The following is a 25248-nucleotide window of genomic DNA, read 5'->3' as shown; positions in this document are numbered from 1 at the left end:
TTTATCGTTTTTCTAAAATATAATCGGCAAAATACTTATTAGAATCTAATAGTTTTGTAACTATCGATAAATCGCTATTTTTTAAAATAGAGCCCAGAACATCATCGTTATATTTGCGAGATGTTTCGGTATGTATTTTTTCTCCAGCTTTGAATTGAAATGTTTTGTTTAAAGCGCCAATAGTCACGTTTTGATTTTTATCGCTAACGATAAAGCTTTTAGCAATTCCTGTATTTTCGGAATATTCGGGCGTGTGAGAAAACTGTTGTAAATTAAAATCGGCTTCCAATTCTGAGTTAATTCTATGTAGTAAATTAAAATTGAAAGCTTTAGTAACGCCCGCTTTGTCATTGTACGCCGGTAAAACGATATGTTCTGGTTTTATTAAATCGATCCCTAAAAGCACTTTGTCATTTTTGTTTAAAGCATCGCTTAAATTAGAAATAAACGTTTTAGCTTCGGCATCGCCTAAATTGCCAATATTAGACCCTAAAAACAAAACTATTTTTGGGTGGTGAGAATTCTTTAGGCCCTCTAAAACTTCAAAATAATCACCTTGCTTTTTGGTCACTTTTACTTTTGGTAGCTCTTTAGATAAACGCGTTTCTAATTGTTCCAAAGCATTTAAAGAAATATCGATAGGTAAATATTCAAACGCATAATTTTTATGAGATAATACCTTAAGTAACTCTTTGGTTTTAGTACCATCTCCAGCACCTAATTCTATTAATTCGAAATAAGTGTCTGGCGCTATTTTTAATGTATCAATAATATCTTGCGTCTGATTTTTAAAAATATCAAATTCTGCTTTCGTTAAATAGTACTCGGGTAAATTCATTATTTTAACAAAAAGAGCATCGCCAATTTTGTCGTAGAAATATTTTGAGGGTAGTGATTTTTCGTTGGCACTTAGCCCAATATTAATATCGTTTTTAAAAGTATCTTTCATATAGTTTTTTATTTGGCTAATCGAAGTCCTGAAAATTGCCATTGGGTTTCTGGTGAAAAGAAATTGCGGTACGTATACCGACTATGGTTTGCCGAGGTCGCTAAAGACGCTCCACGAAGTACCATTAAATTTATCATAAATTTTCCGTTGTACTCACCAACGGCGCCTTCAGCCACTTTAAAATTAGGATAGGGTAGGTATGCCGAATTGGTCCACTCCCAAACCGATCCCCAAGATAATTGATTAGATGCTATTTCCCATTCAAATTCTGTAGGTAAGCGGTAACCGGCCCAAAAGGCATATGCTGAAGCTTCGTAAAATGAGATATGTGTTAAAACGGCGTCGACATCGACCGGTTGTAAACCCGATAAGGTGTAATGATACCATTCGCCGCTAACAAATTTCCAATATAACGGACTCGAGATGTTGTTATTCTGTAGCCAATGCCAGCCGTCATCCATCCAGAATTTAGGACTCTTATAACCGTTGTCGTTAATAAACGCAATAAAATCAGCGTTTGTTACCATGTCTTTAGAAATTTTAAAATCTTCTAAAAACACGCGATGAGCGCCTAGCTCATTATCGTAACTAAAACTATCGTCTGTGTGGCCTATTTTATAAACATCGGCATTAAAGGATAACCACTCTTTAGTGGTGTCCTGTTTGCTGATGTAATTTTTATTTGAATATCTTGGATATGTAGGGTTATGCGAAAAAGTGAATTTTAAATCGGTAAGTAATAATTCTTGGTGCTGTTGCTCGTGATTAATTCCTAAAATGGTTAATTCCCGAATAGTTTTAGAAGGCGAATTGCTAAGCACGGTCTTCATTTTAGCATCTATATGTTGGCGATACTCATAAATATCAGTAATAGAGGGTCGTGTAATTAAGCCGCGGTGTTCTCGTTTTATGCGTTCTCCTAAACTGTTGTAATAACTATTAAATAAGAAGGCGTAGCTAGCGTCGAACACGTCATAATTATCGCAGTGTTTTTTTAATATCATTTCTTCAAAAAACCAAGAGGTATGCGCCAAATGCCATTTCGGCGGACTAACAAATGCAGCAGATTGCGGTGTGTAATCTTCGGTTTGTAGAGGTTTACAAAGAGTTTGGGTGTGGCGTCTTGTTTTAGTATAGGCGTCCAATAGATTTTTCATAGTCTTAAATATAATAAGTAATTATGAAAGGTAGCTTTGGAATAAGAGAATTTTAACACAATTAATACGATTATTGTCTTTCTCTAATTATTAGATTAGAATATGTTACTTTAAAAATATTATTATGGATCGGGTATAGGTGGAAACGCTTTTATTTTATTAAGGATTTAAACTTCCATTTCAAATAATGTAAATTCACCAGCTTTGTAATGCTCCGGCAAATTGGGAGTTTGGTCTAAAAAACTAATCCCTTTATTGGTAAAACCACAGCTAGAATAATACGCATTAATTTTGTCGTTTTTGGCGTGTGTATCTAGTCGAATAAACGATTTGTTAAGTTTTACAGCTAGCGTTTTCGACCAATCAACAATTGCTGTAACATACCCGCGACCACGATAATCGGGGTGCGTTGCAATACGGTATAAATATAATGCTGGATCTTTATTGGCGTCTTTCCAAATGATAGGGTTATCGAAAGCAATTAAAAAGGTGCATACTACCGTGTCGTCTTCTTTAATAACAAAATGGCGTTCATTTTTAATTTCAGCTTCAATTTGTGCAGGATCGAAACCGTTCCAACTATCATTTTGATGTTGTTTCTGATATTTAGTAGCTTCATCATAGAGGTGAAAAATAGCATCGATATCTCCTGAGCACGTGTTTTGAATAGTCATTTGTTATCTAAATTAAAGCGTTTCAATATTTATTTGGATTTCTGAAGCGTTTGAAGCAAACAAGAAATAGCGATTACGATAGCACAACCCACAAAATTAAGCCATAAAAACGGAAGGTTTATTATTTCATATTCATTTAAAAAGAAGAGCGCAATAACAATAACCTGAGTTAATAATGCGGCTACAAAAACCGCCTGCCCTTTTACAAACTTAAAGAAAAATGCAAGAAAGAATACCCCTAAAACGTTACCGTAAAATATAGAACCAATAATATTTACCAACTGAATTAAATTCTCGGCTAAATTGGCGACGCACGCAATACCAATAGCGATACTACCCCAAAGTAAAGTAAAGTACTTCGAGACTTTTACCATTTGTAATTCTGATTTTTCGCTAGTGTTTCGCTTGTATAAATCTAAAGTAGTGGTGCTGGCTAATGCATTCAATTCACTAGCGGTACTAGACATTGCTGCACTTAAAATAACGGCGAGTAAAAGACCAATTAATCCACGCGGCAAATTGTTTAAGATAAAGTGAATAAACACATAATCTTTATCGTTGCTTTCTACTTTTATACTTTTAGAGACTCCTGCTTTATCAATAAGTTCTCGGGCTTCGTTTCTTAAATCGTCACTCGTTGCGTTAGCGGTAGCGATAAAATTTTGCATTTCTTCGTTACCAGTATCGGCATAATTCTTTATGAGTTGCTTTTTGTCATTAAAAATTTGTTTTTGCTCTTCTTGAAGTTGTTTGTACTCGTCAGCATATTTCGAGTTTAAAACCACCTCTGTGGCTGTAGGATTAAAATTGACTGGCGATTCGTTAAACTGATAAAATACAAAGACCATAACCCCCACCAATAAGATAAAAAACTGCATCGGTATTTTTAATAATCCATTAAAGATTAAACCCATTTGCATTTCTTTTACCGATTTTCCAGAAAGGTAACGCTGCACTTGACTTTGGTCGGTACCAAAATACGAAAGCATTAAAAAGGTACCCCCAATAATTCCCGTCCAAAAGGTATAACGATTATTTAAATTGAAAGAGAAATCTAGAATCTCCATTTTACCACTAGCACCCGCAATGTCTAAAGCTTTAGTGAAAGAAATATCAGCAGGAAGTTTGCTTACTATTATAAAAAAAGCGATAAACATTCCGGTAAAAATTACTGCCATTTGATGCTTTTGTGTGACGCTAACAGCTTTTGTTCCGCCAGACACCGTATAAATAATGACCAAAACGCCAATAATTATATTTAAGAGTAATAAGTTCCAGCCCAACACAGCCGATAATATAATGGCTGGTGCAAAAATGGTAATTCCCGCCGCGAGACCACGCTGTATTAAAAAGAGGATTGCGGTTAGGGTTCGCGTCTTTAAATCGAATCTATTTTCTAAAAACTCGTAAGCGGTATATACTTTTAAACGGTGGTATAACGGTATAAAAACCATACAGATAACTACCATCGCAATCGGAAGTCCGAAATAGAACTGAACAAATCCCATCCCGGAATGGAACGCTTGTCCTGGCGTCGATAAAAAGGTGATTGCACTAGCTTGCGTTGCCATTACCGATAAACCAATGGTCCACCATTTAGCATCGCTTCCGCCGCGAATATAATCTTCAACATTTTTACTCCCTCTGGTTTTGTAAGTTCCATACACTACAATAGTGAGAAGTGTCACTATTAAAACAATCCAATCTAATGCTTGCATAACTTAAAACGCTTTCATTATTAAATAAAAAATGATAATATATACAGCATTAGCAACCAAAACGATGGTGTATAGTGACTTCCATTTGTACTTGTCCATAATGTATTATGTTTTAATTTTTTAAAGGTATCGTTTCTTTTCCTACCGAAAGGATGTTAGCAAATAAGCGATACGCTCCAGAAACTCCTGCAGGAAATTCTCTAAAAAAGCTTAACCCCGTGTATATATAATGACCTTTGCCGTATTTTGCAACTAATAAACTTCCTTTTTTAGGGGTTTCGTTTATGTCGTGTAATGATAAAATAGGCGTGAAGTGCTTATCCCATTGGTTCGGGAAATATAAACCACGTTCTTGCGTCCAGCCTTCAAAATCTTTTTGTGTAATCGTGTTTGGGTAATTTAATAAAGAATGGTTAGGTTCTAAAAAAGTAACCTCTGCAAATTCATCAGTAACACGATCTTTAGATAATGATAGCGGGAACGGCGCTACATTTTCAGTTAAAAGCCTATGATTAGTGTTATATTGCACAACCATATTTCCTCCGTTTTTTACGAAATCAAATAAAATTTCTTGTTTAAATTTTAATTCTTCAACAGTATTATAAGCACGAATACCAATTACAACGGCATCATATTTACTTAGGTTTGCCGGCGTAATAGCAGCGGGTTTTATAATATCTACGGTGTAACCAATTTGTCTTAAACTTTCTGGTACAACATCACCTGCACCCTCAATATAAGCGATATTTTCTCCTTGCTTTTTAATATCTAAACGCACCACTTTACTTTCACTAGGAAGTAGAACGGTCTGGTACGGAATATGGTCGTAATCAATCTCTATTAATTCGTTGGTGTACGATTGATTTCCGATAGTTACTTTTGGTGTGAGGCTCCCTTCATCTTGATATTCTGGAGGAATTACCGTGAACACTAAATGTTGCTCTTGTCCCTTATACGTAATATTTACTTTCTGTTGTTTTGGTAAAACACGCCATCCTTCTGGGTGATTTATGCTTACAAAGCCCTCTAAATTATCTTTTCCAGCTTTAACAATTACAGGAATTTCTTTAGCACTTTTAGTATCGAAAATGATAACTTTCTCTGCGATTTTTACTGAAGCTTCCGGGATAATTTCAAACGGTTTGTACGTTTCTCCTTTAACAGGATCATTTGTTTTAAAAACGACGGGTTTTATATACGGAATAGTAACGCCGTTAATAGACATGTTAAAAGTGACATTAAAATAACTCGGTGTTTCTGGAAGGCCGATGAGTTCCTTGTTAGACACTTTGTACATTCCTAAAGTTCCTTTTTCGGTAAGCCAATATGGAGTAGTAATCACCTTTTTATTTGAAGGTGTAAAGGTTTCTTGCAGTGCTATTTTTATATTTTCTAATAATGTGATGTTTTTAGAAATACTGAGGTTATTAGGAATAACTACGGAAGCCAACGTTATATTTTGAGAACTTCTATTTATAATTTCAAGATCTAATTTCACCTTGTCATTAACGGTGGCGTGTGCTGTATTTGCTACCGCTTCTAAATATAAACCAGTGCAAGCTGAAATAATATTTTTTAATTCTTTAGATTTTATAGCTTTCCAATGGGCGTTCTCAATAGCTTGAAGTAACGTGTAGGCTTGGGTTAAACCTTCAATTGAAGCCGACGGGTTTTTAAAATCGAAATCACGTTGTACCTTTTCAAGAAGTGTTCCAATCGCCTGTCCGCCTTTAACACGATTCCAAGAGGTATCAATCCCATCAAAAAGGTTAGACTTGTCTATAGGCATATCACCTTTTATCAATTCCAAATAATCGAGACTCGACCCTCGTTTTCCTGTGTCTCCAAAACCTTGAGATTTATGTTGACTGCGGCTTAAAGACGCGATTTCGGTATTGCTTTTTCCCTTAGAAGCGTAGTAGGTACCAATGTCTATGGATAACAAGTGAGATTTATCGGCCGCATCAAATTTATCTTGACCACCATAAAACCAATACGACGTATTAAAAAATAAACGTTGTGGTTGCCAAGTGCCAAATTCTTGCACTTGATTTTTATAGGCCGCAGGATCGTTTGCGACATCAAAAGCTTCAACACTTAACATTGCAGAACTTGTGTGGTGACCGTGAGTGGTGCCTGGACTTCTGTGGTCGAAACGATTAATAATAACATCTGGTTTAAATTCGCGAATGGCTAAAACCACATCGCTTAGCACTTCGTTTTTATTCCAAATCGCTAAGGTTTCGTCGGGATGTTTAGAGTATCCAAAATCGTTAGCACGTGTAAATAATTGTTCGCCACCATCTATGCCTCTGGCAGTTAGTAACTCTTGTGTTCTAATAACACCTAAAAGTTCTCTAATTTCTGGGCCAATTAAATTTTGTCCGCCATCGCCCCGTGTTAGCGATAAATAAGCGGTTCGGGCATTAACGTTGTTAACCATATACGAAATAAGGCGAGTATTTTCGTCGTCTGGGTGAGCGGCAACATACAGTACAGAACCTAGAAAATTAAGCTTTTCTATAGCATCGTATATATGGGAAGCATTTGGCTTTTTAGGATGTTGAGCAGTTAGAGAAAACGTTACTGATAACAGCAATACAACAAGTAATTTTTGCATTATAGACTTTAAGTTTGTGGTGTTAGCTAATGGGGTTAGGAAGATAACATTTATGTAAATAACATCTACTACGCTAAATCAAACTGTGCTACTAATAAACCTAAGAACCAAATATAAAAAGAAAAGCAGCGTATAAAATGGGTTTAAGTTCAATTTAACGTTATTTAACTTTTGCGCTTATAACCACTTTTTACGTTTAAAGTAATATAGCATTCCTAAGAAAATAACAATCATAACAGCCCATAAAATATGGTAACTGTATTTATAATGTAATTCTGGAATATTATCGAAATTCATTCCATAAATACCAGCAATAAATGTTAGCGGAATAAAAATAGTAGCAATGATGGTTAATACTTTCATTACCTCGTTCATTCGGTTGCTAATGGTGGTCATATACATATCCATCAAGCCCCAAATCATTTCTCGATAAATATCTATGGTATCTGATACTTGAATAATATGATCGTACACGTCACCAAAATAATGTAATGTTTTAGGGTCGATAAGCTTGTTTTCGCTTTTATCGATACGACTTATAATTTCCCGTAAAGGAAAAATAGCACGACGAATTTTTAAAATTTCGCGTTTAAGACTTTGGATATCGGTGGTAATTTCTTCTTTAGTTTCACCTTCGAATAAATGATCTTCAAGGTCTTCAATTTTATTACCCATAGTTTCGATAATAGCGTAGTAATGGTCTACAACCGAATCAATTAAAGCATACAATAAATAATCGGATCCCAAACTGCGAATACGTCCTTTAGATTGGCGAATGCGCTCGCGAAGAGCGTCGAAAACATCGCCCTCAGATTCCTGAAATGATAATACGTAGTTATGTCCTAATACAAAACAGACTTGTTCTGATACGATTTTCTCTTCGCTATCGTAATACATCATCTTTAAAACGATGAAGAGATACTCTTCATAATCGTCAATCTTAGGGCGTTGACCTGTGTTAACGATGTCTTCTAAAACTAAGGGGTGAAGATTATAATGATTGCCAACTTTTTCAATTTCGGCAATATGGTTTAAACCATTAATATTAATCCACGTAACAGAATCGGTGGTTTTAAAATGAAACGCTTCTTCTACCGTCTTTAATTCTTGTTCTTTAAAGTGACTGGAATTATAATCGAAAGACTCAATAAACAGATTAGATGTTTTATTACCGGTGTACACTAAAGCACCAGGAACTTGACCGAGTTGTTTTTTATAATTTTGAGTTCTGTTTTTAGGTTTCCTTTTAGACATAGGTTAAGGTTTAATGAAAATCGCCAAAATCTTCGATAGCATCTTTCTGAATTAAAGTTACAGCTTTTTGAAGAATTAAGTTATTGGGATAGGTCACTAAATTACCATCGTCTAATCGTAAATGCAATTGAAACGCTCTAATGTCTTCAATAATGGCTTCGATAGGGTAGTCTTTATCGTGTATTTGTATTTTGTCGCCCACTTTATAAGGAAACGAGAAAAACATAATAATTCCCGAAGTAATATTACTTAAAATAGACCAAATAGCAAATAAAGCAATACCTATTACTGCGAATACAGATGAAAATACAAGCGATATGTCTCTAAACTCTACACCAAATACAAAAGCTTCAACTAAAATTAGTATAAAGAATAAAACAACGGTAAGATAACGACAAATTAAGCCAATTCTGGCATCGTTGACACCTCTTTTATGACCGATTTTTCTGATAGCTAATCGTGCAAGAGCCCTAATAATTATAAAAATTATTATTATTATAACGGAGTTAATAAGTTGCGTTTTGTAAATTTCTGAGACCATTAATACTACTTTTACTGTAAAGGTAAGCAAGCGCTTCTTTACAAAATATTATTATAACATAACATTAATAATTGTTTTCTGCGATGGCAATTAACGTGCTGTATACGAGGTGTGTTGGTAAGCCCATAACGTTAAAATAAGAGCCTTCAATTTTGGTAACACCAATTTGCCCTATCCATTCCTGTATGCCGTAAGCACCTGCTTTGTCTAAGGGCGAATAAGTATTAATATAATACCAAATCTCTTCTTCTGAAAGCACTCTAAAGGTAACTTTAGTGACTGCATTTATTGTTTTTTGAAAGGTGGTATTTCTAATACAAACCGACGTGATAACATCGTGTGTTTTACCGCTTAATGAAGAAATCATTTCGAAAGCGTCAGCATTATTTTTGGGTTTTCCTAAAGCCTTATTATTGTGCCAAACAATAGTATCGCTAGTGACAAGAATATCGTTTGGTTTTAGTTCCTCTAGAAAAGGTAAAGATTTTAACTGTGCTAAATAATCGCTAATTTCAAAATGACGTAATCGCAGCGGGTATTCTTCTTTTATGGGTTTTAAACGGACTTCAAAATCTAAACCTAAATCCTTAAAAAAACCGTGTCTTCTGGGAGAGCCAGAAGCTAGAATAATATGTTTGCCTTTAAGTTTTTCGTTGAGCATATTTAAAATATAAAACGATACAATAGCATCGAGAACATACCGGTTACCATTATTACTTTTAGCATTAAACTTACGTGTTTAAACTGGGATTTCGTTTTTGCCATAAATAATTTAATAGCGGTATAAATTAGCGGACCAATTACAGCAATTAAAAAGTAAGCGATAGCATCGCTATGCATAAATAAATAAGCTGATATATAATAACTTATAACAAATATGGTGAAAATAGTTACACCAAATGCGGTTTTCCCTGTGCGCAATTTCCCTAAAAGAATAGGTAGCGTTTGCATTCCTTGTTTATGGTCGCCATCGACATCTATAATATCTTTAACGATTTCACGAATAAAATTAATTAAAAACGCAAATACAGCATAATCTGTAAGCACCTCGAACATCGTTGATTGAATACTTTGGTTAGAAAGTGTTATCGCTGGAATTAACTCGAAAACACCAACAATAATAATGCTAAATCCAACTAATAAAGAGATGATAATATTTCCTGCAACAGCAATTTGCTTTAAATAGATAGCATAGATATATAGCAACGCAGCAATAACAACGAATAAACTAAAGAAGGCAGGTTTACCAATGGTTTGCGATAGATAAAAACCTAATAACACCCCAGTAATTGTGAATGCAAAATAGAGATTGTAGGCGGTATTCTCTTTTATTTTTTTTCCAATAATAACTTTATTGGGCTTATTTATAGTGTCGGTTTCAACATCGTAAATATCATTAATAATGTAACCTCCTGCTGCAATGCAAACGGTACTTAAAATAAGAAACGCAAACCCTAACGAGCTTAGTGTCGTGTCTATGGCAAACGCAGGAAATAAAGCATATTTAATAAGCAGCTGTACAACAGCTACCATTAATAAATTTTTATAACGTATTAGTTTTAAAAAGCTCATTACTATTTAATTTTTTTATAATTATGGTTAGTGTGCTTCAGCATTAAAATTAGCATCCCAGTTGTCCTGAACTTTCAAAACTTGCTCTATAACATCGCGAACGCAACCTTTACCGCCATTTTTGTGTGAAATATATTTAGAGATCACTTTAACTTCTCCAACGGCATCTTGCGGGCAGGCCGCTAATCCAGCACAGCGCATAACAGGAATGTCTGGGATATCGTCGCCCATATATAACACGTTTTCGGTATTGATATTCTTTTCTGAAATATAGGTATTAAATGGCTCGATTTTTAAGTGTGCTCCTAAAAACACATCGGTAATACCCAAGTTATTTAAACGTAAACGCACGCCTTCATTAGTGCCTCCAGAAATAATGCAGACGTTATACCCTTTTATTAGGGCTTGCTTTAATGCATAACCATCTTTTACATTCATTGTGCGCAGCATTTCGCCTTTTGCGGTAATCGTAACATTTCCATCGGTAAGCACACCATCGACATCAAAAATAAATGTGGTGATGTGTTCTAAATATTCTTTATAGCTTTTACTAGTGTCCATGCGTATTTTTTATAGATTGTGTGAGTAGGGTATAAATAGCTTGATGCTCTTCTTTTTCTAATTGCTTTAAATGCCTTTTTATTGTTTTTTTATCATTCCGTTTCGCTGGCCCTGTTTGCGCCATATAAGGCGAAATGGTTTCAATTTTTGCCGCTGTTTCTTTAATTAACGGTTTTAAAATATCGAATTCTACACCTTGAGACTCTGTGATTTCGTGCGCAATTCTATAGAGTTGATTGCTGAAATTATTTACAAATACCGCCGCTAAATGAAGCGCTTGCCGCTGATCTGTGTTTACTTTATGAGGGTGGGCACCAATAGCTTTTGCTAATTTTTTAAGTACTTTTAAATCGTCTTTTTTCAAAGCTTCCACACAAATTGGAATAGCACTAAAATCGACAGTGGTATCTTTAGAAAAGGTTTGCAACGGATAGAAAACGCCGCGATTATGTTTTTTCTCTATCGCATACAAGCTCGTGCTGCCCGAGGTGTGTACCACTAATCGGTTAGAAAACGTAAGCTGCTCTGATAAGGTTTCGATAGCATCGTCGCTAACGGCTAATATGTAAACGTCTGCTTCTTTTAATGCTGATAGATCATCGGTAACAGCAACTTTGTTTTTATGTAAATCAATCGTTTTTAAATGCCTGTTGTACCACTGCACAACAGTAACTTCTTCTGAAGCGAAAAAGGCCTTAAATAGGTGAGTGGCTACATTTCCAGCGCCAAGAATAACTACTTTAATCATTCGGCAAAAGTAACTAAATTAGAGGTAAACTTTCCGGTCTAGTATGGATAATTTGTTAGACTTTTCTAATTTTTTTATAGCTCTAATTACAGTTTCGACACGCAGCCCAGTTAATTCCGAAATTTGTTGTCGTGTCAGTTTTACTTCGTAGCGTGTGTTTTGTTGCTTGTCGGCAGTTTTAAAATGATTTAATAACGTTAAAATGCGGTGTTCTGGCGGGTATATAGAAACCTCTTTCATTATTTTTGCCTTATAAATCATACGGCGGCAAATAAGCTGAGTGAGATTTAAATGTTCTTCCGGATGTGCTTTAAGCAGCGTTAAAAAAGCGTCTTTTGGAAGAATATAGATGTAGCTATCCGACGTGGTTTCAGCCGAAGCTGGATATTTAAAGTTTCCAAATAGTGGCGGTTCAGCAAAAGAATTATTATCTTCAAAGAACCCTTGTACAAATTCCTTTCCATCTTCCATAAGGTTAAACATTTTTATGTTCCCAGTTAGGATTTGATAATAGTAGAGCGGTTCTTGTTTTTCATTAAACAATACCGTGTTTTTAGGGAAAAATTTAAGTTGTGTATTATACTGTTCTAAAAGAGCTGTAGCGATCATAGACTTATGATTTGAGTCATAAAATATCAAAGATAGGTTATCGAGCTTTGTAACATAATATTAATAAATACTTATTATGAAATTATATACTAATTTATTCACCGATTTTAAAAATTTATATATGGCTTATTTGCCATTGTCTATAATATTACAAAGCTGTATAGGCTCGATAGCCGCAATGTTAATTTTAAGAACAAGTACTCCAGAGTATTTTCCGTTTACTCAGTTAACAGCTTGTGTAATAATAACAATGCTCTATAATGCAGCTATTTTAGCCCAATTGAATTTGAAACTCATTTTTAATACCCTACTTTTATCGCTTGTTATAAACATATTATTAATTGTTATAAATCTATAAAATACGAACTATGACGTCACACAAAAAAGAGATTGAAACCCGAGAGGATGTGTTTTTATTAGTCGATGCGTTTTACGATAAAGTAAGAGTAGAACCTACTTTAGGCCCTATCTTTAATGGTGCAATTAATGATTGGCCAAAACACCTTGAGCATTTAACCACGTTTTGGGAAACGAGCCTTTTGTTTAATAAGGCTTTAGAGAATAAATATAAGGGAAATCCTATAGAAGCACATATAAAAGTAGATGCCCAAATGGATAATAGTATAAGCGAATTGCATTTTGGACTTTGGCTTAATTTATGGGTGGAAACTTTAGATGAACATTTTGAGGGCGACATTGCTGCAATGGCTAAACGCCGTGCGCGAAAAATGGCATCTTTTTTATATCTAAATATATTTGAAGCGCGACAACATCATTAAGAAAATTTAACATAAGTTTACTCATTACTAAGCCAAAAAATACAAACAAAAATAAGTATCTTTGCACGAGCTAAATAAAGGCTTATTATTATGCAAAATAAATTCGCAAAAATTCTATTTTCTACTCGTCTTACGGCCACTTTATTTATAGTTTTTGCCCTCTCAATGGGGATAGGAACTTTTTTAGATGCCGGTCAAGAAACGTCTCCAACGCCGTATTCAAGAACTCTAATATATAATACCTGGTGGTTTGAAGCTATTATGGTGTTTTTTGTTATTAATTTTATCGGTAATATGTTTAAGTACCGCTTATTCCGTTGGAAAAAGTGGGCGACACTAACATTGCATTTGTCATTCATTTTGATTCTATTCGGCTCTTTTATTACACGGTATATTGGATATGAAGGGATGATGCCTATTAGAGAAGGGGCGACCGAAAATACTATGTTGTCTCAAAAAACCTACATTTCGGGGTTTATAAATGGAGACTACGAAATTAATGGTGTGGCACAACGTTTACCATTTGAAAAGAATGTAGACTTCTCGCCACGTTTAGAAAATGATTTTAACTTAGAAACAAAATACGACGGACAAGAAGTCGCCATTTCTCTTGAGAAATATGTTGGTGGAGCCGAGTTAGATATTATTCCAGATCCATCTGGCGAAGAATACTTGAAGTTAGTGGAAGCGGGAAACGGCGATCCACATAACCACTTTATTAAAGTGGGAACGATCGAGAATGTGCATAATTTACTGATCGCTTTAAATAAACCAACAGAGGGCGCTGTTAACTTAACCTATAAAAACGGTGAGATAACGATAGAGTCTCCATTTGAAGGGGAATATCTTCAAATGGCAACAATGAACACGGGGAAACTAGTTAAAGATAGCATCCAGCCGTTAATGTTACGTTCGCGTTATATTATTGGGGATATGCAAATGGTATTTCCAAAGCCTGTTATTAAAGGTGTTTTTGATATTGCAGAGCGTTCTAAATTATTAAAATCACCATCAGAAAACGGTGTTGTTTTAAATATAGCGTCTAACGGTGAGACTAAGCGCGTAAATATTTTGGGCGGTAGCGGTACAAATAATGGCTATACTAATGTTGAGGTTGGCGGTTTAGATATCGATATTAAATATGGGGCTAAAGTTATAGAGTTGCCGTTTAGTATTAAATTAAACGATTTTATTGCCGAACGTTACCCTGGTACAGAGAATAGTTACTCGTCTTTTGCGAGTCAAGTGACTGTTATCGATGAGCAGGAGGGAGATTTTGATTATAAAATTTTTATGAATCACGTTTTAGATCACCGCAGTTATCGTTTCTTCCAAGCGCAATTCGACCCTGATGAAAAAGGAACCATTCTATCTGTTAATCACGATTATTGGGGAACCTGGTTTACCTATTTAGGGTATTTCCTATTATACTTTGGATTAATGGCTATTTTATTTGACAAAAACACCCGTTTTAAAGATTTGGAACGTGGTTTAAATAAGATTAAAAAGAAAAAAGCAGAAAGCCTAACCGTTTTACTTTTATTAGTGTCGCTTTCTGGGTTCGCTCAAGAAGAGCAGAAGCATTCTAACAACGAGCAACATCAGCATACCACCGAAGCGCAAAATGGTGCTAATAAAGAGCGCGTCGTTGAGGGAGAGCTTAATACACAAGACGAACACATAAAAGTTAAGGCTACCAAAACACAAATAGATTCTGTCTTGCGCGCTAATATAGTGCCTAAAGCACACGCAGAGTTATTTGGACATATGGTCATTCAAGATTTAGGAGGTAGAATGATGCCGCTTAATACCTATGCTTCAGAGCTCCTTAGAAAAATTAGTAAAAGCGATACCTACGAAGGTTTCGATGCCAATCAAGTCTTTTTATCTATTCAAGAAAGTCCGATGATTTGGTATAACGTACCCATTATATATCTTAAGGCGAAGAAAGACGATTCTATTCGTAAAATTATAGGGGTGGATAAAGATCAGAAATATGTAACTTTATTAGACTTTTTTACAGACGATTTTGAGTACAAACTAAAGCCTTACTTAGAATCAGCATCAAACACTCAGGTAAAGACGGGATATCAAAAAGAATTTTTAGAAACGAATCAAAAGGTAAATCTTTTATCGAATGCTATTGAAGGACGGGCGTTAAAAATATTTCCTGTTCCAGACGACGCAAACAATAAATGGATTTCTCCTATGGAATTTAGAACGGAGGGTTACAGAGAGAAAATTGCCGATTCAACCTACGCCAGTTTTATAGACTCTGGTTTTAATTGGTATTTATATACAGTTAATGAGGCTAAAAAGAAAGGCGATTTTAAAGCGGCCGATAAATTTTTGGAAACCTTTAAAAAGACACAACATAATATTGGTGGAGCAGTAATGCTTAACGACGATAAAGTGCACGCCGAAATTATGTACAACAAGTACGATGTGTTTAAAAAGCTATTTAGCTGGTATATGTACGCGGGAACGTTATTGTTTGTTGTTTTAATTATTCAAATTTTTAAGACGAGAAGTAAAGCGATTAATATCTCGGTTCAGGTTTTTAAATGGATTATTGTAGGGTTATTTGTACTACATACCGCTGGTTTAGTTGCCCGTTGGTACATTTCTGGTCACGCACCTTGGAGTGATGCTTACGAATCTATGATTTATGTGGCTTGGGCGACAATGTTCTTTGGTTTAGCTTTTGGTAGAAAAAGTGACCTAACTATGGCATCAACAGCCTTTGTAACTGCAATGATTTTAATGATTGCACATTGGAACTGGATGGATCCAGCAATTGCAAACCTTCAGCCTGTTTTAGACAGTTATTGGTTAATGATTCACGTATCGATTATTGTGGCAAGTTACGGGCCATTTACATTGGCAATGATTTTAGGTATCGTCGTTTTATTATTAATGATACTTACTAACGAAAAGAACAAAGCTAAAATGCTTATTAATATCAAAGAGCTTACTATTATTAATGAAATGGCATTAACCGTAGGTTTAGTAATGTTAACTATTGGTAACTTCCTTGGTGGACAATGGGCAAATGAGAGTTGGGGGCGCTATTGGGGCTGGGATCCAAAAGAAACGTGGGCCTTAATTAGTATTATGATATACGCTTTTGTTATACATATGCGTTTAGTACCTGGTTTACGCGGAAGGTGGGTTTTTAACCTGATGTCTATAGTTGCCTTTTCAAGTATTTTAATGACGTATTTTGGAGTGAACTTTTACCTAGCAGGACTACACTCGTATGCCAGTGGGGACCAAATTGTGAGTCTTAAATTTATTGGTATTGCAGTCGTTATTGTTGCTATACTTGGTTTCTTCTCGTACTTAAAATATAAAAAGTTTTATAAAAAATAATCTGTATTGGGGTTTTTTAAGGAATTTAAAGAGTTTGCTGTAAAAGGAAATATGATGGATATGGCCATTGGTATTATCATTGGTGCATCCTTTAATAAAGTGATTGATGTTCTTGTAAAGAAGGTGTTAATGCCGCCATTGTCGTTGTTAAGCGACGGTATTAACCTTCAAAATAAACGATTAATACTTCGTGATAGCAAATTAGACCAAGCGGGTTCGGTGATAGCTGAAGAAGTGGCTATTCAATACGGCGCTTTTGCTGAGGCTTCAATCGATTTTTTTATCGTCGGGATAACTATATTCATTGTGGTAAAAGGAATGAACAGATTAAGAGATCGCTCTCAAGACCCGAAAGATAAAACGGTGAAAACTCCTAAAGATATTCAGTTGTTAACCGATTTAAATGCGCTTATGCAAGAACAGAATGCCTTATTACGAAAACAAAAAGAAAAGTTTAAAGACTAATAAGGTCGTAATTATAGGATGTGATTATATAAGAAGATAAGTAGCCGTTAACACAGCTCTATAAAGTATTTTAATTTGGTTAAATTCAACTTAAAAAAGCAGACATTAAAAAAGCAGTACTCTTTTAACTCAAAAGGGTACTGCTTTTTTTAGTAGTAAATTGTAATGTTACTACAGTTTAATTAATGTTTTATTCAAATTTAAATCGTCCAGCATATCGTGGGTAAATTTGTAATGACCACGCTTGGTAATGATTCTAAATCTATGATCGTTCATTCGTGTGAGTACGTCTAAGAAGCGCCATTTTGTTTTTAATAACCGTGGTTCTTGACTTTTTACGCTAATTTCGAAATAATATTTTCTGGTACGTCGTGTGGCCGTAATATCTGGAGTAATGGTAATATCACTTCCTTGTTTTCTGTAGGATTTTGGACTGTCGTAGCCTTTAACGTCCGATTTAATATTTTCAAATCCTAAGTTTTCTAAATAGTTAATCGATTCCAATAGGAATGCTTCGTTTTCTTTTTTCTCTGAGTGTACCATACCCTCAATTTAGAGAAATAAACCTTAGTTAACCGTTAAGAGCTTGTTAAACCATTGTTTTTTAACAGTTTTTATACTGTATTCTAAATAATGCTACTAACAAATACAAACCCTAATCCTGCTAAAATTGCAAAACCAAAACTCATTAAGGTGCCTATTAAAACATATTCGGTGAGTTTTCTGTCTTTCGCCTTGCTTAAATCTCCAAATCTAAAAATAGATTTTGCTGCCATTAAAAAACCGACACCTTCCCAATGGCCGGTAATAATAAAGACGAAAACAAATAAACGCTCCAAAACACCGATATATACGCCAGCCTGTTCTAGCGATTCGGTATTTTGGCCTTCGGTAGATTCTAAATCCCATTTAGAAATAACCACTTTCATACATACCGAAGCGACAACGGTAGTAATCAATAAAAAGGTGATAAAAACAATAAGATAGGGCGTAATTAATGCTTCAATAGAAAAATCAGATCTGTAATAAATTGCGGTGACGACGCCCAAAACAAGAAGATGTGCGATTTGGTCTACCACAAATAAAACACGGGTATTCCTCTTTGTATTAAAATGTAGTTTAATAAGATCTATAACGTAATGCGTTGGAATAACAAGAAGAAATGTAAGCCAATACGTTTTAAAATCGGCTTGTAAAACCACTGTTAAGGCTAGAAAATGAACCCCAATATGGTAATATAAATATTTCGATTTGTATTTCTTCTTTAATTTATGTTTTACCCATTTTGTAGGTTGAAAAACAAAATCTCCAATACAGTGCGCTAGTAAAAGTTTTATAAAAAAGAATACCATAATCGGTTAAAATTGAGTGTTGTAAAATTGAAGCATTTTAGATATTTCGTCGTAACCAGTCCGTTTTAATCCTGCGCTAATATTACTTTGTTTGCGATTTAATACTTTAGCAATTTCAACTTGGTTATAATCGGAATGCTCTAAAGTCGTTTTAAATAATAGAGCGGCTTTTGGCGTCCAGTAATCCATAGTAAGCAAAGCTAGATCTAGCATTATGTTTATAGGGTTGTTAAACGTGGCGTCTTCGGTTTTAATGGCTAATGTCGATTTTTTTAAACCCTCAAAACAGTCTCCCGAATTCACAAAGGCACTACCGTTAGATTCGGTAATCGATTCTGCATCATACGTTTTTTCGCCAACGCCAATTGCTAATCTTACATCAATCGATTTAAACTGCTTGATGGTTGCCTTTAATAATAAAGCTGTTTTTAAGGCCGTTTTTGGAAGGATTTCCAATTGAAAACTATCGCCGCGGTAAATTTCCCATTGTTTAGGAGAAGCACCGTATTTGTTAAGTTCAGATTTTAATGCGGTTAACCACAGATTCGGGTCTCCACTTCTAGAGCTTATAATATCGCCAGTTATAATGCTTGTCATTATCAATAGATTATACGTAAATGTATTCATTTTTTATAATAAAACCTAAAATATATGCTTAAATGTATATATTTATAATTATATACCAAAAACCATATATTTAATTTAATATGGTGTATCGTATACAATTCTAACATTGCCAACTAGTGTGTTCAATCCAAATAATTTGTTGGAGAGTTAACTAAGGTGCCGCAGTTGGGCAATCAATAGTTTAAGAAAAAACAGTCTAGAACCAAAGAACCAAGACTATGAGATCGGTTTAGTCTGCTATTCGGTATCTTGCCTCTTTTAGTGCAGCGGTCTTGAGTCTGATACCTCGATGGTTCTGCCTTTAAGTCGTTTATTGGTAGAATGTGGATTTAAAATACTTCGACTTTAGAAACTAATTCGATTATCAATTTTTTATCTTTACAAAATGAGTAAAAAACACTTAGGGGTCAATACTATTTGTGCCCATATCGGAGAAATTAAAGACGAGCAGTTTAAAGGAGCAGTGTCTCCTATTTATATGTCTACATCGTATGCTTTTGAAGACGTCGCTGTTAAACGTTATCCGCGTTATTTCAACACGCCAAATCAGGAGTTTGTATCCAAAAAAATAGCCGCTTTAGAACACGCGGAAACCGGAATGATTTTCGGTTCGGGTATGGCAGCCATTAGCACAGTGTTTCTAGCTTTCTTAAAAGCGGGCGATCATATTGTGGTGCAAAACACATTGTATGGTGGTACGAGCAATTTTATTCGCGAAGAGTTTCCTAAATATGGAATTGAGTTTACGTTTACTAAGGGCTATGCTGTTTCAGACTTTGAAGCTGCAATACAAAGTAATACGAAGCTAATTCATATTGAAACACCTTCAAATCCATTAATGACGGTTACCGATATTAAAGCTGTTGCACAATTAGCGCAATCTAAAAGCATTAAAACAACCATCGATAATACATTTGCTAGTCCTATAAATCAAATACCAATAGATTTGGGTATTGATATTGTAATCCATTCGGCAACAAAATATTTAGGCGGACACAGTGATATATTAGCAGGAGCTGTAGCTTGTACAGAAAAAGACAGGGAAACTATTTGGAATGTTGCCAAAAATCTTGGTGGTAGTTTAAGTGATTTTATGGTGTGGATGTTAGAGCGTAGTTTAAAAACCTTAAAACTTCGTGTAAAAAAGCAAAATAAGAATGCCCTAAAAATGGCTCGTTTCTTAAGTGCTCATAACGCCGTAAAAAAAGTCTATTACCCAGGATTGAGAACACATCCACAATACGATTTAGCAAAAGCACAAATGAAAGGTTTTGGAGGGATGCTCTCTTTTGAGCTTCATGATAATTACGACGCTTCAAAATTTCAAAAAGCATTACAATTAATAAAGCCGTCTATGAGTTTGGCGGGTGTAGAAAGCACGATGTTATCACCTTATTTAACCTCTCACGCTTTATTAACACAAGAACAACGCGATGCTTTAGGTATAAGTAACGGATTGATACGTTTCTCGGTAGGTATAGAATCTGTAAAAGATTTAAAAGCAGATATCGAGCAAGCCCTAAGCAAATTGCACTAATTTTAAACAATACACAGACTATTTTGCATAAAAAAAACAAGCATAAAAACGGGTATAATTTTGACAATTTACGCGCTACAAATAAAGATTTAGAACCGTTTGTATTTACCAACACGCACGGCACGCAAACTATAGATTTTGCAAAACCTGATGCTGTAAGAGCTTTAAATACGACTTTACTTAAAGCGCATTATACTATTTCACATTGGGACTTTCCTAAGGTTAATTTATGTCCGCCAATTCCTGGGCGTGTCGAGTACATACATTATATGGCCGATCTGCTAAAAATGCCAAAGCCTAATACTAATATCAAAGTTTTAGATATTGGTACTGGGGCAAGCTGCATTTATCCACTACTAGGAAACGCAGAGTACGACTGGCAGTTCGTGGCAACCGACATCAGTGAAGGATCGCTAGCATCAGCACAGAAGATAGTGGAGAAAAACAAGTTAAACGATGCTATTTCTTTTCGTTTACAACGGAATTCTGCTAATATTTTTAAAGGAATTTTAAGAGAGAATGATGCCTTTTCTTTGTCTATTTGCAATCCTCCATTTTATAAAAATGAAGCTGAAGCATTCGAAGCTACAACCCGAAAACTAAAAGGGTTAGGAAAATTAACAGACACTGTAGTTAGAAACTTTGCAGGAACGGCTCAAGAATTATGGTTTGAAGGTGGTGAAAAAGCCTTTTTACATACCTATTTATACGAAAGCTCACTTTACAAAAAGCAATGCGTTTGGTACAGTAGTTTAGTGTCTAATAAAGCACACGTAAAATCGATGCAGGCGTCATTAAAAAAGCTTAATGCAGAAACCGTAAAGGTGATTACGATGCCAATGGGTAACAAAGTGAGTAGAGTAGTAGCGTGGACCTTCTTTACAGATGAAGAATTAAAAGCAGCAATAAAAAATAATTACAAATGAAACTAGATATATTAGCGTTTGGCGCACATCCTGACGATGTCGAGCTGGGAGCGGGAGGAACGATAGCCAAAGCCATACACGAAGGAAAAACAGTAGGGATAATCGATTTAACACGTGGTGAATTAGGTACGCGTGGAACAGAACATACTAGAAAAGAAGAAGCTAAGGTGGCAGGTGAAACTTTAGGTGTATCAGTACGTGAGAATTTAGGTTTTGCTGATGGATTTTTTCGTAATGATAGAGCGCATCAGTTAGAAATTATACGATTGATTAGAAAATACCAACCTGAAATAGTGTTATGTAATGCTAAAGATGACCGGCACATCGATCACGGTAAAGGCAGTGCGTTAGTTAGTGATGCGTGTTTTTTAAGTGGATTACTTAAAATTGAAACTGAAAGTGATGGAAAACCACAAGAACATTGGCGGCCAAAGCAAGTGTATCATTATATACAATGGAAAAATAGTGAGCCAGATTTTGTAGTTGATGTTAGTGGGTTTATGGCGGTAAAACTAAAATCGGTCTTTGCTTATAAAACACAATTCTATGATAAGGACAGTAAACAGCCAGAAACGCCAATTACCAGTAAGAATTTTACCGATAGCATAGAGTATAGAGCAAGAGATTTAGGACGCTTAATTAATGTTGATTATGCAGAAGGCTTTACCACAGACCGTTACGTAGCAGTGAAAAGTTTGTTCGATTTAATTTAGAAAAAAATTAAAAATTTTAATAAAAATGCTTTGTAATAATTAGTAAATAATATACATTTGCACACGCGTTAGTATAATGCAAAAATGGTGGTTGTAGCTCAGTTGGTTAGAGCATCGGTTTGTGGTACCGAGGGTCGCGGGTTCGAATCCCGTCTCTCACCCAAAAGTAAAAGCTTCTCTTTTTAAGAGGAGCTTTTTTTGTATGTGTTATTTTGGATTTATTTAGATTGTGCGCGCTTAAAAGTGATCATTCCTAAATGTTGTGTATAGAGCCGTCTAAATTTTTAAATATCCGCAATAGAGAATTCAATCTAATTCTTAATAACCTATAAAACGCTTCAACTGCGCTCAGGAGAAACTTAAGCCTCGGCTTGTTGGGTTTTCATTCTTTTCTAATTATTACTTTAAGAGCACTCTCTGGACTGCGCTCGAGGGGGGAGACGTTTAATACCTCTTAAATATATATTATACAACTTTAAGCTTTAGGTTGCTGTAGTGTTCAACAAATAGAGCGGGCTAAAAACAACATTTAGGACTGATTCGGTGTTAGCCTTATCCGAAATCAGTAGAAATCTAGTATATAAGTAGTGCATTAGATTTTCTAAATTTCATAGAGATTCTAATTTAAAAAATAGAATCGAGAAATTTGTTACTCACTATTCTTTGATAATTGATCACTATTTAACCGCTCACCAATTATCAAAACACTAAAAAATAAAAAGGCTTAATAATAAACAGTGTTTACTATTAAGCCTTTCTTTACGTCTTGATATTTTTTAGCCTAATTATTTTGCTGATCTATCCACAATAATACGGGCGTCGCGATTAGCCAACTCCCAAGCCGTGTAAAATACTAAGCGAGCGCGATTTTCTAATAAATCATATTCGATTTTATCAGGTGTATCGCCAGGCTTATGGTAATCGTCGTGTGTTCCGTTGAAATAGAAAATACAAGGAATATTGTTTTTAGCGAAGTTATAGTGGTCAGAACGGTAGTAAAAACGGTTCGGATCGTTTTCTGCATTAAACGTGTAATCTAGATCAATGTTCATAAACTTCGAGTTCATTGTTTCAGAAATAGCGTGTAATTCTGAACTTAATTTATCGCTACCAATAAGGTAAATGTAGTCTCTATTTTTCTTTTCACGTTTAGGGTCGAGACGGCCAATCATATCAATATTTAAATTTGCTACCGTATTTGCTAATGGAAAAATAGGATCGTGATCTGTATAATAGCTAGAACCTAAAAGTCCTTTTTCTTCGGCAGTGACGTTTAAAAATACCACAGAACGCTTTGGTCCGAAACCATCAGCTTTTGCTTTTGCGAAGGCTTGAGCAATTTCTAAAACAGCAACTGTTCCAGAACCATCATCATCGGCACCATTATAAATTTCACCGTCTTTAACACCTTCGTGATCTAAATGCGCAGAGATTACAATGTATTCGTCTGGCTTTTCACTTCCTTTAATAACAGCAGCAACGTTTTCTGACATAATTTTTTCAGAATTGTTAGTGAATTCTAAAGTCATCTTTGTTGAAACGATTTTTGCTGTATTATTGGTTTCAATATCACTCACTAAACTTTTTGCTAAGTCGGTATTAATTATAAAGTAATACATTTCATTCGTATCAACGTCTAACGTCATACGTCCGCTTGGATTCCCATATCTAAGCGCGGCCATTTTGTACACTTCTGGGTAATAAAATAACACGGCTTTAGCCCCTTTTTCTTTAGCAATATCTCTTTTCTTAGCAAATTGCGTTCTATATTCAGACCACTCTGAAGTTTCAGTCGTTCCTGTTATAAGGTACGTTCCATCTGCATTTTTAGGTTCTCCAGATTTAATAACCACCACTTTATTTTTTACATCTAATCCGTCGTAACTAGAATACGTTTCATTTTCAAAACCAAAACCAACATAAACAATCTCGTTGGCCGTAATAGTTTGCGTATTTCCAGCACCCACCGATATTAAATCGTCAATGTAAGTAAAGGCTTCTCCGTTTACGTTTATCGCAACATCGGGCTTTCCTAAGACTTGTAAAGGCACATTTTGAAAGTAATTACCATCTTTTTTTGCAGCAGGAACGCCGTCTTTAATGTAGTAATCTCTAATGTAGTCTACCGCCATTTTCTGACCCGGTTTTCCAGTATCTCGGCCTTCAAACTCATCAGATGCATACGTGTACAGCATCGTTTTTAATTCTGCCTGAGTAATCGTGTTGGCATACACCGAAGGATCGGCAGTTTGTTGTGTTGTTTTAGTCGTACTCTGAGTTGTGCTACCACAAGCAGAAAAAAGAAGCGATAAGGCAACTAGATAAAGTGCTTTTTTCATAAAAGAATGTCTATAATAAGTTAGATTAATTGCTAAAAATACGAGAAATAAAGGGGCTTTTAGCAATGCTTTAACACTCTTTAACACTCTAAATATCTTCACTATGGTATTATTTATAGTCTAAGATTGCCTGAGAGCGAAGCTGCGCCAGAAATAAGTGGTGCTGCAACTACGGCCATAGGGCGATAGCCCCGTTGCGCGTGTCTCTAAGTATTTGATAAATGGGGGTGAAGATTATTACAGCAAAATATATCCAGAATATTATGATTTGCAGAATTGTAATGACTAGAGCGTTCGTATTTTTTTTAGAATAGGTATGTAATGTAACAAAGAAGTGCCCTTTAGACTAGAGTCTTCAGGATAGTGCTTTACTATGCGTTTGGATACTATTAATCTGCAATATCACTATCAATAATTTCAATGTCTTCCAATTCATTTATAGAGTCTTCAAGCGAGCTTTCTTCACGTAACTCTAATCGTTCAGTATCGCCAACTTCAGTTGTAGAATATACCGTTTGGTACGTTGCAATGGCAAAAGCAATTATGGTTAATAAAAAGATAAGTTGTGTAGTGTGCGTTGGTTTGTGTGCTTTTTTAGACTTGAAAAAACCTAAAAGACCGAATAGAATGGCTAAAATTGCTGGAATAAACGATAATATGTATAAGGGTAATATCGCTAAGATAACTGCTAAGATAGAGGTGATTAAACCAAGAATAATAAATGTAAGTCTCATA

The 25248-nt window shown here is 35.1% G+C and carries 24 protein-coding genes and 1 tRNA gene; 8 read left to right on the top strand and 17 right to left on the bottom strand.

Annotated elements, in window-relative coordinates; all coding sequences use genetic code 11:
• Position 1: 1 nt before the first annotated feature.
• The 12 genes from ES677_RS10775 to ES677_RS10720 all read right to left on the bottom strand — a co-directional run bounded on the left by ES677_RS10775 (position 2) and on the right by ES677_RS10720 (position 12403).
• The gene (locus ES677_RS10775; RefSeq protein WP_148381242.1) at positions 2-949 is read right to left on the bottom strand and encodes an L-histidine N(alpha)-methyltransferase; all 948 of its coding nucleotides are present in this window, start codon (positions 947-949) and stop codon (positions 2-4) included.
• 8 nt (positions 950-957) lie between these two features.
• A complete protein-coding gene (egtB, locus tag ES677_RS10770) occupies positions 958-2106 on the bottom strand; it encodes an ergothioneine biosynthesis protein EgtB (protein ID WP_148370669.1) in 1149 nt (382 codons plus the stop codon).
• Positions 2107-2273: 167 nt separating this feature from the next.
• On the bottom strand, positions 2274-2780 hold the full coding sequence (locus ES677_RS10765) for a GNAT family N-acetyltransferase (protein WP_148381241.1): 507 nt from the start codon (positions 2778-2780) through the stop codon (positions 2274-2276).
• Positions 2781-2809: 29 nt separating this feature from the next.
• The gene (locus ES677_RS10760) at positions 2810-4498 is read right to left on the bottom strand and encodes a sodium:solute symporter (RefSeq protein ID WP_148381240.1); all 1689 of its coding nucleotides are present in this window, start codon (positions 4496-4498) and stop codon (positions 2810-2812) included.
• Between the two features lie 112 nt (positions 4499-4610).
• Complete coding sequence (locus tag ES677_RS10755) at positions 4611-7118, bottom strand: PIG-L family deacetylase (protein WP_148381239.1); 2508 nt, start codon at positions 7116-7118, stop codon at positions 4611-4613.
• A 177-nt stretch (positions 7119-7295) separates the two neighbouring features.
• Positions 7296-8372, bottom strand: coding sequence for a magnesium/cobalt transporter CorA (gene corA / locus ES677_RS10750; RefSeq protein ID WP_148370673.1), 1077 nt, complete (start codon positions 8370-8372; stop codon positions 7296-7298).
• A gap of 10 nt (positions 8373-8382) precedes the next feature.
• The gene (locus ES677_RS10745) at positions 8383-8913 is read right to left on the bottom strand and encodes a mechanosensitive ion channel domain-containing protein (protein WP_148381238.1); all 531 of its coding nucleotides are present in this window, start codon (positions 8911-8913) and stop codon (positions 8383-8385) included.
• 64 nt (positions 8914-8977) lie between these two features.
• The gene (locus ES677_RS10740) at positions 8978-9574 is read right to left on the bottom strand and encodes a Maf-like protein (protein WP_148370675.1); all 597 of its coding nucleotides are present in this window, start codon (positions 9572-9574) and stop codon (positions 8978-8980) included.
• Positions 9575-9576: 2 nt separating this feature from the next.
• Entirely contained in the window at positions 9577-10485 is a 909-nt protein-coding gene (locus tag ES677_RS10735) for a geranylgeranylglycerol-phosphate geranylgeranyltransferase (protein ID WP_148381237.1), read from the bottom strand.
• A gap of 27 nt (positions 10486-10512) precedes the next feature.
• Positions 10513-11046, bottom strand: a complete 534-nt coding sequence (locus tag ES677_RS10730; protein WP_148370677.1) for a KdsC family phosphatase — start codon at positions 11044-11046, stop codon at positions 10513-10515.
• Complete coding sequence (locus ES677_RS10725) at positions 11036-11794, bottom strand: Rossmann-like and DUF2520 domain-containing protein (RefSeq protein WP_148370678.1); 759 nt, start codon at positions 11792-11794, stop codon at positions 11036-11038. The genes ES677_RS10730 and ES677_RS10725 overlap by 11 nt, the downstream gene beginning before the upstream one ends.
• Positions 11795-11812: 18 nt before the next feature.
• Entirely contained in the window at positions 11813-12403 is a 591-nt protein-coding gene (locus ES677_RS10720) for a Crp/Fnr family transcriptional regulator (RefSeq protein WP_148381236.1), read from the bottom strand.
• A gap of 76 nt (positions 12404-12479) precedes the next feature.
• Between ES677_RS10720 and ES677_RS10715 the strand changes: the two genes are divergently transcribed.
• The 4 genes from ES677_RS10715 (at position 12480) to mscL (ending at position 17019) form a co-directional block, all read left to right on the top strand.
• On the top strand, positions 12480-12761 hold the full coding sequence (locus ES677_RS10715) for a hypothetical protein (RefSeq protein WP_148370680.1): 282 nt from the start codon (positions 12480-12482) through the stop codon (positions 12759-12761).
• A 10-nt stretch (positions 12762-12771) separates the two neighbouring features.
• Positions 12772-13182, top strand: coding sequence for a group III truncated hemoglobin (locus ES677_RS10710; protein ID WP_148370681.1), 411 nt, complete (start codon positions 12772-12774; stop codon positions 13180-13182).
• Between the two features lie 90 nt (positions 13183-13272).
• Positions 13273-16554, top strand: a complete 3282-nt coding sequence (ccsA, locus tag ES677_RS10705) for a cytochrome c biogenesis protein CcsA (RefSeq protein WP_148381235.1) — start codon at positions 13273-13275, stop codon at positions 16552-16554.
• Positions 16555-16560: 6 nt separating this feature from the next.
• Positions 16561-17019: a large conductance mechanosensitive channel protein MscL gene (gene mscL, locus ES677_RS10700; protein WP_148370683.1), complete on the top strand. Its 459-nt coding sequence runs from the start codon at positions 16561-16563 to the stop codon at positions 17017-17019.
• 171 nt (positions 17020-17190) lie between these two features.
• On the opposite strand, the gene ES677_RS10695 is transcribed toward mscL, so the two are convergent.
• From ES677_RS10695 to ES677_RS10685, 3 genes are all read right to left on the bottom strand, one after another.
• Complete coding sequence (locus tag ES677_RS10695) at positions 17191-17562, bottom strand: hypothetical protein (RefSeq protein WP_148370684.1); 372 nt, start codon at positions 17560-17562, stop codon at positions 17191-17193.
• A gap of 83 nt (positions 17563-17645) precedes the next feature.
• A complete protein-coding gene (locus ES677_RS10690; protein WP_148381234.1) occupies positions 17646-18371 on the bottom strand; it encodes a DUF3307 domain-containing protein in 726 nt (241 codons plus the stop codon).
• Positions 18372-18377: 6 nt separating this feature from the next.
• The gene (locus ES677_RS10685) at positions 18378-18998 is read right to left on the bottom strand and encodes a transcriptional regulator (RefSeq protein WP_246124498.1); all 621 of its coding nucleotides are present in this window, start codon (positions 18996-18998) and stop codon (positions 18378-18380) included.
• A 385-nt stretch (positions 18999-19383) separates the two neighbouring features.
• Between ES677_RS10685 and ES677_RS10680 the strand changes: the two genes are divergently transcribed.
• The 4 genes from ES677_RS10680 to ES677_RS10665 all read left to right on the top strand — a co-directional run bounded on the left by ES677_RS10680 (position 19384) and on the right by ES677_RS10665 (position 22336).
• A complete protein-coding gene (locus tag ES677_RS10680; RefSeq protein WP_148381233.1) occupies positions 19384-20535 on the top strand; it encodes a trans-sulfuration enzyme family protein in 1152 nt (383 codons plus the stop codon).
• Positions 20536-20558: 23 nt separating this feature from the next.
• A complete protein-coding gene (gene rlmF, locus ES677_RS10675) occupies positions 20559-21461 on the top strand; it encodes a 23S rRNA (adenine(1618)-N(6))-methyltransferase RlmF (protein WP_211357874.1) in 903 nt (300 codons plus the stop codon).
• Positions 21458-22174 (top strand): bacillithiol biosynthesis deacetylase BshB1, encoded by a 717-nt coding sequence (gene bshB1 / locus ES677_RS10670; RefSeq protein WP_148370688.1) that lies wholly within the window; start codon positions 21458-21460, stop codon positions 22172-22174. Before rlmF ends, bshB1 begins: the two co-directional genes overlap by 4 nt.
• Before the next feature lie 86 nt (positions 22175-22260).
• Positions 22261-22336, top strand: a tRNA-His gene (locus tag ES677_RS10665).
• A gap of 623 nt (positions 22337-22959) precedes the next feature.
• Here the strand turns inward: ES677_RS10665 and ES677_RS10660 are convergent.
• Positions 22960-24513 (bottom strand): M28 family peptidase, encoded by a 1554-nt coding sequence (locus ES677_RS10660; protein WP_148381231.1) that lies wholly within the window; start codon positions 24511-24513, stop codon positions 22960-22962.
• A 389-nt stretch (positions 24514-24902) separates the two neighbouring features.
• On the bottom strand, positions 24903-25247 hold the full coding sequence (locus ES677_RS10655) for an FUSC family protein (protein ID WP_148381230.1): 345 nt from the start codon (positions 25245-25247) through the stop codon (positions 24903-24905).
• Position 25248: the final 1 nt, after the last annotated feature.

The sequence above is a fragment of the Bizionia gelidisalsuginis genome, assembly GCF_008086185.1.
Classification (GTDB): domain Bacteria; phylum Bacteroidota; class Bacteroidia; order Flavobacteriales; family Flavobacteriaceae; genus Bizionia; species Bizionia saleffrena.
This window is presented reverse-complemented; position numbering and strand designations above follow the sequence as displayed.

What these genes read in the sequence shown, in the direction of transcription:
- ES677_RS10775 (WP_148381242.1), bottom strand. Translation starts at nt 949, where the DNA reads ATGAAAGATACTTTTAAAAACGATATTAATATTGGGCTAAGTGCCAAC.
- egtB (WP_148370669.1), bottom strand. Translation starts at nt 2,106, where the DNA reads ATGAAAAATCTATTGGACGCCTATACTAAAACAAGACGCCACACCCAA.
- ES677_RS10765 (WP_148381241.1), bottom strand. Translation starts at nt 2,780, where the DNA reads ATGACTATTCAAAACACGTGCTCAGGAGATATCGATGCTATTTTTCAC.
- ES677_RS10760 (WP_148381240.1), bottom strand. Translation starts at nt 4,498, where the DNA reads ATGCAAGCATTAGATTGGATTGTTTTAATAGTGACACTTCTCACTATT.
- ES677_RS10755 (WP_148381239.1), bottom strand. Translation starts at nt 7,118, where the DNA reads ATGCAAAAATTACTTGTTGTATTGCTGTTATCAGTAACGTTTTCTCTA.
- corA (WP_148370673.1), bottom strand. Translation starts at nt 8,372, where the DNA reads ATGTCTAAAAGGAAACCTAAAAACAGAACTCAAAATTATAAAAAACAA.
- ES677_RS10745 (WP_148381238.1), bottom strand. Translation starts at nt 8,913, where the DNA reads ATGGTCTCAGAAATTTACAAAACGCAACTTATTAACTCCGTTATAATA.
- ES677_RS10740 (WP_148370675.1), bottom strand. Translation starts at nt 9,574, where the DNA reads ATGCTCAACGAAAAACTTAAAGGCAAACATATTATTCTAGCTTCTGGC.
- ES677_RS10735 (WP_148381237.1), bottom strand. Translation starts at nt 10,485, where the DNA reads ATGAGCTTTTTAAAACTAATACGTTATAAAAATTTATTAATGGTAGCT.
- ES677_RS10730 (WP_148370677.1), bottom strand. Translation starts at nt 11,046, where the DNA reads ATGGACACTAGTAAAAGCTATAAAGAATATTTAGAACACATCACCACA.
- ES677_RS10725 (WP_148370678.1), bottom strand. Translation starts at nt 11,794, where the DNA reads ATGATTAAAGTAGTTATTCTTGGCGCTGGAAATGTAGCCACTCACCTA.
- ES677_RS10720 (WP_148381236.1), bottom strand. Translation starts at nt 12,403, where the DNA reads ATGATCGCTACAGCTCTTTTAGAACAGTATAATACACAACTTAAATTT.
- ES677_RS10715 (WP_148370680.1), top strand. Translation starts at nt 12,480, where the DNA reads ATGAAATTATATACTAATTTATTCACCGATTTTAAAAATTTATATATG.
- ES677_RS10710 (WP_148370681.1), top strand. Translation starts at nt 12,772, where the DNA reads ATGACGTCACACAAAAAAGAGATTGAAACCCGAGAGGATGTGTTTTTA.
- ccsA (WP_148381235.1), top strand. Translation starts at nt 13,273, where the DNA reads ATGCAAAATAAATTCGCAAAAATTCTATTTTCTACTCGTCTTACGGCC.
- ES677_RS10695 (WP_148370684.1), bottom strand. Translation starts at nt 17,562, where the DNA reads ATGGTACACTCAGAGAAAAAAGAAAACGAAGCATTCCTATTGGAATCG.
- ES677_RS10690 (WP_148381234.1), bottom strand. Translation starts at nt 18,371, where the DNA reads ATGGTATTCTTTTTTATAAAACTTTTACTAGCGCACTGTATTGGAGAT.
- ES677_RS10685 (WP_246124498.1), bottom strand. Translation starts at nt 18,998, where the DNA reads ATGAATACATTTACGTATAATCTATTGATAATGACAAGCATTATAACT.
- ES677_RS10680 (WP_148381233.1), top strand. Translation starts at nt 19,384, where the DNA reads ATGAGTAAAAAACACTTAGGGGTCAATACTATTTGTGCCCATATCGGA.
- bshB1 (WP_148370688.1), top strand. Translation starts at nt 21,458, where the DNA reads ATGAAACTAGATATATTAGCGTTTGGCGCACATCCTGACGATGTCGAG.
- ES677_RS10660 (WP_148381231.1), bottom strand. Translation starts at nt 24,513, where the DNA reads ATGAAAAAAGCACTTTATCTAGTTGCCTTATCGCTTCTTTTTTCTGCT.
- ES677_RS10655 (WP_148381230.1), bottom strand. Translation starts at nt 25,247, where the DNA reads ATGAGACTTACATTTATTATTCTTGGTTTAATCACCTCTATCTTAGCA.